Below are 11,503 nucleotides of genomic sequence, written 5' to 3'. Positions count from 1 at the left end.
GGACACCAGACCATACCTTTTCAAAACTCTTTCCCGTTTTGCGAGTGCAAATGTATAACTCTTTTTTAATTCGGCAATAAAAAAAATACTTTTTTTTAATTAAAATTTTTGCACCAATATCCTATGAACTTCCCTCACAAAAAAAGGGACTGCAAAGATAACCACTATTTGTTATCCCACAAATCTTTTTGAAAGAAAAATTCTAAAAAATAATTTCAATAAAAAAATAGACCTAAACGGTAGGAAAAAAGCATATTTAGTTGTTATATAGCAAACCAAACAAGCCTTCATGAAACATTATTACTTTAAAAGTAATTTATTTTATTTCATTTTAATTAGCCTAGCTGCTTTTACTCAACAAGAAAGTTATGCTCAATGTGCTGGTAATGATACTACGATCACTATTTGTAACATCCCTGACTCAAGCAACCAAAACTTCAATCTTTTTAATGCGCTTCAAGGGGCTCCTCAAGCTGGAGGAACTTGGACAGACAATGATAATTTAAATATATATGTCGGTTCGTCTACCGACATTATTAATATATGGGAAATTAATCAAGGTGGCACTTACACTTATACCTATACTGTTAACTCTACGGGCTGTACAGACAATACAGCTACATTAACTTTAAATATTGGCGGTTATGCAGGTGTTAATAATTTTGATGCTAATGCTTGTGAAAATGATACCAGCGTCAATCTTTTTCAGTTTATTGGAAATAACCCTAACCCTCATCTATTCGGAACTTGGGTTGACGTAGATAATACAGGGGCTCTTACTGGCAGCTTTTATAATGCTACTATTCAGGGAGTCGGCTCTTACACATTTACTTATACAGTACCTGCCGTTGGAAGTTGTCCCGCTCAAACCGTAACAGTTGAACTAACAGTACACCCTTTACCCGATCCTAATGAGGCTACGTATGAGTTTGAAATATGTGGACCGAATGAGATTGCAAATCACGCTAATTTCGATCTATTGACTATCGTACAGCCCACAAACGGATTTTGGACAGAAGACTCTGGAACCAACGAACTCACAAGTCCTTCAGATACTATTATTGATATCCAAAATATTTTCAACACTTTTGGTTATGGTGATTATAATTTTAGTTATACTTCTTTACCAAGTCATCCTGTATGTGAGCCACAAGTAGTAACTGTTATTATAAAAATAAAAAGAGAATTAGATTTTTCTGCTGCAACCATAAACATTGAATCTATCTGTATTAATGAAATAAACAATAATAGCTTAGATATTGAAATTTTAGATTTACCCAATTTAACCGATTTACCGAGTAATTTATTTGAAATCACATATCAATTAAATGGTCCTACGAATTTTAGCGGAACATATCAGTTTATTTTAAATGACCCTGTAAATTTTACAATAACTCCAGACAATCCTTTACAAGAAGGAACTTACACCATTATAATTGATGATTTTATTATTCTCAATGACCCCAATGAACTCATCTGTAACATTATTTATGATTTAGAAGATACTTTTGAAATTTGGCCAATATTCGAAGACAATTTAGATATTAACATCGATGATATTTGTGAAGGTGAAAATATCGATATTCTTATCACTCATCCTGACAATACTTTTGGAGAAACGCTCGACATCACTTACGATGTTTCGGGAGCAAACACCATTAGTAATGCAAACGAAACATTAACCTTTACAAACGGAGAAGCTACTATTACCATAGACATTTCTCAGTTTCCCAACATTGGCAATCATACCTTTGAAATCACTTCTGTTACCAACCAATTTGGTTGTGTTGTTGATACTGATTTTTCTGATGATTTTGAAATTTTTGAATTACCACCCTCAACTATTGGAATTACTATTGACGATGTCTGTCTGGGAGAAGCTATTACAATTGAACTCGGAAATCTTACCAACCTTAACCAAATAGAACTTATTTATTCTATTGAAACAGGAATTATTTCACAGCAAAATATTAATCTTTCAGTAAACAACGGAATGACTAATTTTACGGTTGATGGCTCTAATTTCACAACACCAGGAACTTATGATTTTGAAATTCACGAAATTACAAATTTACAAACTGGTTGTTCATCACTTTCTACAAGTAACCTAAATTTTGAAATCTATCCAATTCCAAATCCACCAAATGTAAATCCTATTCAAGAATTCTGTGAAGCCGATAACCCAACGGTTGCCGATTTATCTCCAAATGCTACGAATATTTTTTGGTACGAAAACCAAACTTCGATAACTCCGCTTAGCGCAACTCAACCTTTAACCAATACTACTTATTGGGTAGCACAAACCAACGCCCAAGGATGCGTGTCAGACAAAGTATTTGTCGACGTAATTGTCAATCAAGTTCCTCAACCAACGCTCGTTCAAGACGGAAATAAATTTTGCGGTATCGATAACCCAACCGTTGCCGATTTAACTTCAAATATTATTCAAGGAACTACCTATAATGTTGTTTGCTACGATCAAAACGGAAATCAACTTCCGCCCTCAACTCTTTTAGATGACAATGAAACTTATTATGCCTATTTAAATGACGCCGTAACGGGATGTGATTCTTCAACCAATTTAGAAATACAAGTTACATTAACCAATTGTGACCCCAATAATCCTGTTTACGACTTTTTCATACCCGATGCTTTTTCACCCAACAACGACGGAAACAATGATGTTTTTAGAATACCAAACATCTCATTTTTGTTTCCCGATTATAGCTATGAAATCTATAACCGTTACGGTAAACGCCTTTTTGTCGGTGACATTCAAAATCCAGAATGGAATGGTGAAACCAACGCATTTGTTGATGGTGTCGCACCTAACGGAGTATATTTTTACATTGTTTACTTTAATAAAGACAACAAACCACCTCAACAAGGCAGATTGTATTTAAACCGATAATCTTTTATGAAGAAAATTACCCTTGTTACATTTTTGATATTGCTTTGCTCAAAAGTTAGTTTTGCTCAACAAGATCCTGAGTTCACACATTATATGTATAATATGAATGTGATTAACCCAGCTTATGTAACCCATACACCAGAAATTATCAATTTTGGTGCTTTTTACAGAACACAATGGGTCGGAGCCATTGGAGCTCCCGAAACTTTTTCTTTTTTCACACATTTGCCCATCAACCATAAAATAGAGACAGGTTTATCGTTTATTACTGATGAAATTGGCGAAGGTGCACTGAAAGAAAATAATATTTACGCCGATTTTGCTTATATCATTTCCTTGACGGAAAAGATTAAACTCTCAATGGGCGTTAAAGCTGGAGTTACTTTTTTAAATACTGATTTTACAGGTTTGCGATTAGAAAGTGGCGACCCGAGTACAGATGCTGCTTTTCAAGAAAACATCAATCAAACCTTTCCTAATTTTGGTGCAGGTGCGTTTTTATTCCACGAAAGTTTTTACATCGGTTTATCGGCTCCTAATTTTTTAAAAGGCAAACACCTACAAGACCCGAACGGAATTCAGCGATTGGGCAGCGAAGAAATTCATACCTATTTAACTGGTGGTTATGTTTTTGATCTGAACCAAGACTACAAAATCAAACCTTCTTTTTTAATCAGAAATGTAAGAGGTGCTCCGCTAATGTATGATTTATCGCTCAACGTGAGGTATTTAGACCGTTTTGAACTGGGTGTTTCGCATCGCATTGATGATTCGGTAAGCGGAATGTTTGGCATTGGCATCACACCAAGTTTAACCTTTGGTTATGCCTACGACCATACGTTGACCAATATGGGTAATTTTAATTCAGGAACCCACGAAATCTACTTGTTATTCGATTTAAATCTGCTTGGCGGATACCACAAATCTCCTCGATTTTTCTAACATTTGAATTATGAAATTAAAACTACTTTTCTTTTTTATCTTCTTATCACAATTCATTTTTAGTCAAGATTTCCAGACCAAAAAAGCAGACATCTACTTTGCAAAAACGTATTACACCAAAGCGATTCCTTTGTACGAAGAAGCTCTAAAAAACGATACGCCAACCCAAACTTTATTAAATCTTGCCGATGCTTACACCTATACTTACCAAGTACAAAAAGCAGCAAGTTTATACCAGAAAATTTTAGCGCGTGACCCCAAATTGATGGATGAAAAACACCTGTTTATGTACCTTCAAACTTTAAAAGCTTCAGGCAACGAGCAAAAAGCAAATGAGACAGCATCCGCTTTAAGCGAAAATAAAACAGCACATAAAGAAAATCTAAACTATTTAGAAAATGTAGCCGCTCTTGGCGAAAGATTCCAAATCAAAAATTTACCGCTTAATACCGCAGCATCTGAATTTGGCGGAACTTTTTACCGAGACCAACTGGTATTTGCTGCCACCAAAAAAGAAACTTCACTTCTCGAAAAAATCTATTATTGGAACAACCACCCGTATTTAGATTTGTACCAAATCGCTTTAGATTCGGTTACCAAGAGTACTAATACCAAAGTTTTTTCAGACGAGATTAACAGTAAACTGCACGAATCGAATGCTGTTTTTACCACCGACGGAAAAACGGTTTATTTTACCCGTAATAATTACCTTAACGGAAAACTCAAAAGAGATGACCAAAAAGTCACACAATTACAAATTTACAAAGCAGAACTCATTGATGGTAAATGGAAAAACATCAGTTCACTACCTATCAACAGTGATGAATTTTCTAACGAACATCCGGCTTTAAGCCCAGACGGAAAAACACTTTATTTCGCTTCAAATCGACCTGGTGGTTTTGGCAGTTTTGATATTTATCAAGTCAATACCAATAATTTTTCAGATCCCGAAAATCTTGGTGCTGTTATCAACACCAAACACAAAGAGCAATTTCCGTTTATCGATGACAAAGGAAACCTCTATTTTTCTTCCGATGGTCATCCAGGTTTTGGGTTTCTCGATGTTTTTATAGCTAAACCCAGTAACAATGGTTTTGGCAAACCCGATAATGTTGGTTTTCCTGTAAATTCGGGCTACGACGATTTTGCCTATGTAGTGAATACCTCAACACAAGAAGGATTTTTTAGTTCTAACCGACCTTCAGGAAAAGGTAGCGACGATATTTATCATTTTAAAGAAACGCAACCGCTCATGATCGAAGACTGCTATCAATTGATTGTAGGAACAGTTCGTGATAAGCATACCAACGAATTACTAAGCAATGCTAGTGTAAATTTGATTCTTGATAACGAAGAAATCCAAAAATTAATCACAGATGAAAAAGGAGTTTTCAATTTTAAAATACTCTGTAACAACAACTATAAAATTACCGCAAGCAAAAAAGCCTATACGTCTGATAGTACTTTCGTGAAAACGAATGGCAAAAGAAAATTACAACACGAGCGAACTTTATATTTACAAAGTTTTGAGAAGTTAGAAGAAATCAAAAAAGAGCAAGAAAAACAAGCAATCGCTCAAGCGGAAAAAGATAAAAAAGAAGCCATCGCAAGAGCCGAACAAGAAAAGAAAAAAGCCGAAGAAAAAGCAAAAAGAGAAGCTGCTGAAAAAGAAATACAGAAGAAAAAGAGAATTGCCAAAATTGCCGAAACCGAAAAAGACATCATCAAAAAAGACAACGAATATTTCATCAAAACCGAACCCATCTATTTTGATTATGACCTTTGGTACATGCGAAAAGAATCACGGGCTAAGCTACAAACCATTATCACCCTGATGAAGAAATATCCGAAAATGCAAATAGAAATTGGTACGCATACCGATATTAGAGGAAACAATAAATACAACCAAGAGTTATCACAAAAACGGTCTAATTCTGTTCAGGAATTTTTAGGTGAAAATGGTATTGCTTTATCGAGAATCAAAGCAACTGGTTATGGTGAAAAATTCCCAATTGTTTATTGTGAAACTGAAGAAGCATGCAATGAAGAGCAACATGAGATTAATCGTAGGTGCGAATTTAAAATTTTAAATTTTGAGTAGTTTACTGCTTCCAGTTATGTAAACTCTGGATAAAATCGATTTCAATTTTTGGTTCACGTCTTTCTAAACGCTCACTTTGGAAATTTCTACGAAGAATATGCTCAATATAAAAGTCTTCTTTTACGTTTTCTGGGCTGTAATTTTCTTTTAAAGAAATATTAAACATGCTAGCGGTAGTATTATACCAAAAAGCATTCCAACCACTTTTAAGTTCTTTTACAATTTCAAAAGTTGTTTCCCCTGTCTGGCGATGCATGAGTTTCACTAGAATTTGTCCTTCGGTTTTGGTCAAGTTTTTTAACTCTTCCTTAAACTGGTCTTCCAAATAATTTTGAATAATCTTAGTATATTTTTTCCTATCACTTTTTTTCTTAAGTTTTTCTAAACGTGCTGTCAGTTCGTTCAATCTATCTGTTGCCGTAACTACATAAGGCCAAACTTTTCTAGTTTTTCGTTGTAAGATCAAATAGGTACGCCTTTCTTCACGATCTTCAAATTTAAAACGACTCACCAAAAAAACCTCATCTAGAGCCTCTGCATCGACATAAGTGGTGTCATTTTGCTGAATCAAAACGGGATCACTTTTTTTCTTCCCGAAATTAGAAACAAGATTACTTTTACCGCTTTCTATCTGAGAAAAAAGCAGTGTTGGAGAAAGTAATAATAAATAAAAAAACTTCAATTTCATTTTAAATATATCGGCTGCAAACATACATCTAAAATCATTCCAAAAGTATGCCATAGTATCGTTACTGTTGTTTTTTCTTCTTAAATTGCAGTTCAATTAAAATAAAAAATATGGCAAAAAAGAGCATTCTCAATAAAAAATCACTTACTTTCTTAGAAAAATACCTCAACAATGCTGCTCCCACAGGTTATGAATGGGAAGGACAGAAAATTTGGATGGACTACCTCAAACCTTATGTAGATGAGTTTATTACCGACACTTACGGTACTGCAGTTGGTGTTATCAATCCGAAAGCAAAATATAAAGTTGTCATCGAAGGGCATTCTGATGAAATCTCGTGGTACGTAAATTACATTACCGATAACGGACTAATTCACGTCATTAGAAATGGCGGTAGTGATCATATGATTGCGGCATCCAAACGCGTAAACATTCACACCAAAAATGGGATTGTACAAGGTGTTTTTGGCTGGCCTGCCATTCACACCAGAAATAAAGAGAAAGAACAATCTCCCAACCTCGAGAACATTACGATAGATGTTGGCTGTACGACCAAAGAAGAAGTTGAAAAACTGGGCGTTCACGTGGGTTGTGTCATCACTTATCCAGATGAGTTTTTCGTTTTAAACAAAGACAAATTTGTTTGTCGTGCACTCGATAATCGCATCGGTGGCTTTATGATTGCAGAAGTCGCTCGACTCATCAAAGAAAATAAACACAAACTTGATTTTGGGTTATACATTACCAATTCGGTACAAGAAGAAATTGGCTTACGCGGAGCAGAAATGATTACCAATCGCATTCAGCCTAATGTTGCGATTGTAACCGATGTTACCCACGACACGACTACCCCAATGATTAAAAAATCAAAAGAAGGTGACTTGCAATTGGGTAAAGGTCCCGTAATTGCTTATGCGCCTGCAGTGCAAAACAAGTTACGCGAACTCATTATCGAAACCGCAGAAAAAAATAAAATTCCGTTTCAGCGTTCGGCCTGTAGTCGCGCCACAGGTACAGACACCGATGCGTTTGCCTACAGCAATGGTGGTGTAGCTTCGGCGTTAATTTCGTTGCCACTTCGCTATATGCACACCACTGTAGAAATGGTGCATCAAGAAGATGTAGAAAATGTGATCAAGCTTATTTACCAAAGTATTCTTAGTATCAAAAAAGGAGAAACTTTTAGTTATTTCGATTAATAACAATTCACTTTCGTGGAATAAAACCCAACTTCTATTTATACGAGTAGAACTTGGGTTTTTTATTGATAGGCTGCTAAACCCCCTTTAAGGTTAAACAATTTATTGCCCATTTTATTTTCCTGTAAGATCCTAATTGCCTTTTTACTTCTTGCTCCAGACTGACAACAAACCAAAAGGTTTTTTCCTGCAGGAATTTCTTTTAATTTTTGTGGTAATTCATCTATCGGGATATGTAAACCGCCTCGGTTGGCTAAAAAATATTCTTGTGCTGACCGTACATCCAATAACAGATATTCTGTTTTATTTTTTTTATACTCTTGCCAAGTTAGTTCTTGATACGATTGCTGAGAATCACAATTTATTGAATAACTTTCCTGTAGAGAAGAAATATTTATCCTTTCATTTTTAAGGATTTTCAGTTTGTTTGTTTGATAGGTCTTTGCTTGAAATATCAACAAAGTTCCTGAGAGTACTTCTTCTAATCCGCAAATAATTTTTATCACTTCATTCGCCTGAAAAGCACCAATAATTCCTGGCAATACTCCCAACACACCTATTTCACTACAGTTAGGGATATGCTCTTGAGGTGGACTTTGATACAAACATCTATAGGTAGGACCATTTAGGTAATTAAAAACACTCACCTGCCCTTCAAACTTATGTATTGCTCCATAAACAAATGGTCTATCTGTAATAACTGCTGCATCATTAGTTAAGTAGCGTGTAGCAAAATTATCAGACCCATCAACAATAATATCATAATTTTTAAAAAGAGAAAGCGCATTATTTTTATTTAAAAATTCATTATGCCCTGTAATTTTGATATGGGGGTTTAACTTTTTTAACCTCATCGCTGCGCAATGAGATTTTGACTTACCAATATCTTCTACGGTATATAGTATTTGACGTTGTAGATTAGACACCTCTACTTTATCGTTATCTACAATTCCTATCTCGCCTACTCCGGCTGCGGTTAAGTAAAGTAAAGTTGGGCAACCTAAACCTCCTGCGCCAATAACCAAAACCTTACTTTTTTTGAGTAAGTGTTGACCGCTCTCTCCTATTTCATCCAGTAGCAAGTGTCTACTGTAATGCTTATATTCGTTTTTTGATAGTTGCATTTCACTTAAATTTTTCCCAATCTTTCCAAACAGGTTCAAGGCCATTATTTTTCAACATCTTTACAATGGTTTCTGTAGAGCGCTCGTCTGATATTTCAAATTGTTCTAAAGATTGTTTCTCAACGGTATAACCTCCAGGATTGGTTTTTGATTCCGCACTGATAGAAGTTACCCCTAAATTGACAATGTTATTTCTAAAAACTTCATTCTCTCTAGTCGATAAAGAAAGTTCTACCTCTTTATCCAACATCCTAAAAGCAAAAATAGTTTGTGCTAAATGCTTATCGGTCATTTCTACTTTAGGGTCAACTCCTCCACTAAAAGGTCTTAATCGAGGAAAAGAAATAGAATAAGTAGTTTTCCAGTAAGTTTGTTGTAAATATTTTAAGTGTAAGGCTGTAAAAAAAGCATCACAACGCCAATCTTCTAAACCAAACAATGCGCCTAAACCTATTTTATGAATATTGGCCTGACCCAATCGGTCTGAGGTTTCCAACCTATAATTAAAATTTGACTTCTTTCCTTTTGGGTGATGTTGTTTATAGGTTTCTCTGTGGTAGGTTTCTTGATAAACTAATACTGCGTATAGGCCTTCTTCTATTAACAATTCATATTCATTTTGCAGAAGAGGTTGTACTTCTATAGAAACATTAGAAAAATGTTTTTTTGCTAATCGAATAGCATTTTTCAAATACTCTACCCCTACCTTTTGATTAGCTTCGCCTGTGACTAATAATATATGATCATACCCTTTCTTTTTTAAAAAATATATCTCTTTTAAAATTTCTTCGTCCGTAAGTGTCCTTCTCGGAATTTTATTGGTTAAACTAAAACCACAATAGGTACAAATGTTCTGACATTCGTTTGACAGATACATCGGCACATACATTTGCATAGTGTTCCCAAATCGCTCTTTGGTAATAGCTTTACTTGCTGCGGCCATAACTTCAAGATAATCTTGGGCAGCAGGTGAAATCAATGCTTTAAAATCTTCTAAATCTCTATGAGCATTGTTAATGGCTCTCTCTACATCTATAGCTGTTTTTGTATAAATACTGTCCAAAACCTCATCCCACTGATAGGTGTTGAAAACCGCTTCAAAGCTTTTTTCTAAGCCACTTCGTTTATACAGTTTTTCTTTTCTCATCGAGATTTTTATTTTAATTTAAAAAACGTGTCAACGGACTACTCGCTTCTGCATGAGTAGTTACTTTTGCAAGTTTTGCCTGATACGCCATTCTTCCGGCTTCAACTCCCAGCTTAAAGGCTTTTGCCATCTCTACAGGATTATTCGAAACCGCTATAGCTGTATTTACCAAAACAGCATCTGCGCCTAATTCCATAGCGTAAGCAGCATGCGACGGACTCCCTATTCCTGCATCTACAACTACCGGAACTGTACTTTGCTCGATGATAATTTCTAAAAAATCATGGGTTCGCAAACCTTTATTGGTTCCTATAGGTGCGCCCAAAGGCATCACACAAGCCACACCAACTTCTTCTAATCGCTTGCATAAAACAGGATCGGCATGGATGTAAGGCATCACGACAAAACCTTTTTTTACAAGTTCTTCGGCAGCTTTTAAAGTTTCTATAGGGTCGGGAAGTAAATATTTAGGGTCGGGGTGAACCTCTAACTTCAACCAATGGGTCTGTAAAGCTTCTCTCGCCAGTTCCGCAGCAAAAATTGCTTCTTTTGCATTTCTTACCCCAGAGGTATTAGGCAAAAGACTGATAGTTGGCTGTTGTAAAGCTTTGATCATATCATCTGATTTTTGCTCTAAATCTATACGCTTTAAAGCCACGGTGACCAACTCACTTTCTGAGGCTAATATGGCCTCGCTCATCAATTGGTTAGAACTGAATTTACCTGTACCTGTAAACAATCGTGAACTAAACTTTTTATCGGCAATTTGAAGGATGTCTTTCATAGGAATATAATTTCTTTTTAAAATGGGTTATGGTTGAAAAATCATAGGTAATCACACCAGAAACGGCAATACCGTATACACCTGTTTCTAATAAAGGGGAAACATCTTCTAGCGTAATTCCGCCAATCGCAATCATAGGAATTGATTCGCCTAATTGATTTTTAATCTTTTGGTATCCTGAAAGTCCTAAAATCGGACTCAAATTTTTCTTTGTTGTGGTAAACTTATAAGGCCCCAAACCAATATAATCTACTTTTTTTGCGATTAATCTTTTACAATCGTCTATGGTATTGGCCGTGCCGCCAATGATAAATTTCTCCCCTAAATATTGACGGGCAACTACAGGACAAAAATCTGATTTTCCTAAATGAACACCATCGGCTTCAACGTCTTTTGCTATTTTATAATGATCGTTTATAATGAGCTTCACGCTATACTTTTGAGTTATTTCCCTCACCTTTTTAGCTGTATGTAAACAAACGTGCTCTGATTGGTCTTTAAGACGCAATTGCACCCAATTAACGCCATGTTTACAAGCTAACTTTATTGCTTCTATATGCTGTACTGGGGTTTCTCCATGTGATATGTATTGCAATTTCTCTATCAT

General features: G+C 35.5%; 9 protein-coding genes. 4 read left to right on the top strand and 5 right to left on the bottom strand.

Features of this window, described 5'->3' with window-relative positions:
- The first annotated feature begins 289 nt into the window (after positions 1-289).
- The 3 genes from DNG35_RS07010 to DNG35_RS07000 are packed head-to-tail and all read left to right on the top strand — an operon-like array spanning position 290 to position 5,954.
- Entirely contained in the window at positions 290-2,911 is a 2,622-nt protein-coding gene (locus tag DNG35_RS07010) for a gliding motility-associated C-terminal domain-containing protein (protein ID WP_111127291.1), read from the top strand.
- A 6-nt stretch (positions 2,912-2,917) separates the two neighbouring features.
- Positions 2,918-3,853: a type IX secretion system membrane protein PorP/SprF gene (locus DNG35_RS07005; protein ID WP_111127289.1), complete on the top strand. Its 936-nt coding sequence runs from the start codon at positions 2,918-2,920 to the stop codon at positions 3,851-3,853.
- Between the two features lie 10 nt (positions 3,854-3,863).
- Positions 3,864-5,954 carry an OmpA family protein gene (locus DNG35_RS07000; RefSeq protein WP_111127287.1) on the top strand — a complete coding sequence of 697 codons (2,091 nt, stop codon included), beginning with the start codon at positions 3,864-3,866 and terminating at the stop codon, positions 5,952-5,954.
- Between the two features lies 1 nt (position 5,955).
- On the opposite strand, the gene DNG35_RS06995 is transcribed toward DNG35_RS07000, so the two are convergent.
- Positions 5,956-6,696 (bottom strand): DUF4294 domain-containing protein, encoded by a 741-nt coding sequence (locus DNG35_RS06995; protein ID WP_233494465.1) that lies wholly within the window; start codon positions 6,694-6,696, stop codon positions 5,956-5,958.
- 56 nt (positions 6,697-6,752) lie between these two features.
- On the opposite strand from DNG35_RS06995, the gene DNG35_RS06990 reads away from it, so the two are divergent.
- Entirely contained in the window at positions 6,753-7,841 is a 1,089-nt protein-coding gene (locus tag DNG35_RS06990; RefSeq protein WP_111127285.1) for a M42 family metallopeptidase, read from the top strand.
- A gap of 62 nt (positions 7,842-7,903) precedes the next feature.
- Here DNG35_RS06990 and moeB read toward each other — a convergent pair whose 3' ends face one another.
- Genes moeB through DNG35_RS06970 form a run of 4 tightly spaced genes read right to left on the bottom strand, consistent with a single transcriptional unit; the run spans position 7,904 to position 11,503 of the window.
- The gene (moeB, locus tag DNG35_RS06985) at positions 7,904-8,965 is read right to left on the bottom strand and encodes a HesA/MoeB/ThiF family protein (protein ID WP_111127305.1); all 1,062 of its coding nucleotides are present in this window, start codon (positions 8,963-8,965) and stop codon (positions 7,904-7,906) included.
- A gap of 1 nt (position 8,966) precedes the next feature.
- The gene (gene thiH, locus DNG35_RS06980) at positions 8,967-10,112 is read right to left on the bottom strand and encodes a 2-iminoacetate synthase ThiH (RefSeq protein WP_111127283.1); all 1,146 of its coding nucleotides are present in this window, start codon (positions 10,110-10,112) and stop codon (positions 8,967-8,969) included.
- A 13-nt stretch (positions 10,113-10,125) separates the two neighbouring features.
- Entirely contained in the window at positions 10,126-10,896 is a 771-nt protein-coding gene (locus DNG35_RS06975; protein ID WP_111127281.1) for a thiazole synthase, read from the bottom strand.
- Positions 10,868-11,503 carry a thiamine phosphate synthase gene (locus DNG35_RS06970; RefSeq protein ID WP_111127279.1) on the bottom strand — a complete coding sequence of 212 codons (636 nt, stop codon included), beginning with the start codon at positions 11,501-11,503 and terminating at the stop codon, positions 10,868-10,870. The genes DNG35_RS06975 and DNG35_RS06970 overlap by 29 nt, the downstream gene beginning before the upstream one ends.

The organism is Mesonia sp. K7 (assembly GCF_003233725.1).
In the GTDB taxonomy this organism is placed as follows: domain Bacteria; phylum Bacteroidota; class Bacteroidia; order Flavobacteriales; family Flavobacteriaceae; genus Mesonia.
The sequence above is the reverse complement of the archived record's forward strand: the minus strand, read 5'-3'. Positions and strand labels throughout refer to the sequence as shown.

Excerpts from the sequence above, each read along its gene's own strand:
- DNG35_RS06970 (WP_111127279.1), bottom strand. The coding sequence starts at position 11,503 with ATGATAGAGAAATTGCAATACATATCACATGGAGAAACCCCAGTACAG.
- thiH (WP_111127283.1), bottom strand. The coding sequence starts at position 10,112 with ATGAGAAAAGAAAAACTGTATAAACGAAGTGGCTTAGAAAAAAGCTTT.
- DNG35_RS07005 (WP_111127289.1), top strand. The coding sequence starts at position 2,918 with ATGAAGAAAATTACCCTTGTTACATTTTTGATATTGCTTTGCTCAAAA.
- DNG35_RS06995 (WP_233494465.1), bottom strand. The coding sequence starts at position 6,696 with ATGGCATACTTTTGGAATGATTTTAGATGTATGTTTGCAGCCGATATA.
- moeB (WP_111127305.1), bottom strand. The coding sequence starts at position 8,965 with ATGCAACTATCAAAAAACGAATATAAGCATTACAGTAGACACTTGCTA.
- DNG35_RS07010 (WP_111127291.1), top strand. The coding sequence starts at position 290 with ATGAAACATTATTACTTTAAAAGTAATTTATTTTATTTCATTTTAATT.
- DNG35_RS06975 (WP_111127281.1), bottom strand. The coding sequence starts at position 10,896 with ATGAAAGACATCCTTCAAATTGCCGATAAAAAGTTTAGTTCACGATTG.
- DNG35_RS06990 (WP_111127285.1), top strand. The coding sequence starts at position 6,753 with ATGGCAAAAAAGAGCATTCTCAATAAAAAATCACTTACTTTCTTAGAA.
- DNG35_RS07000 (WP_111127287.1), top strand. The coding sequence starts at position 3,864 with ATGAAATTAAAACTACTTTTCTTTTTTATCTTCTTATCACAATTCATT.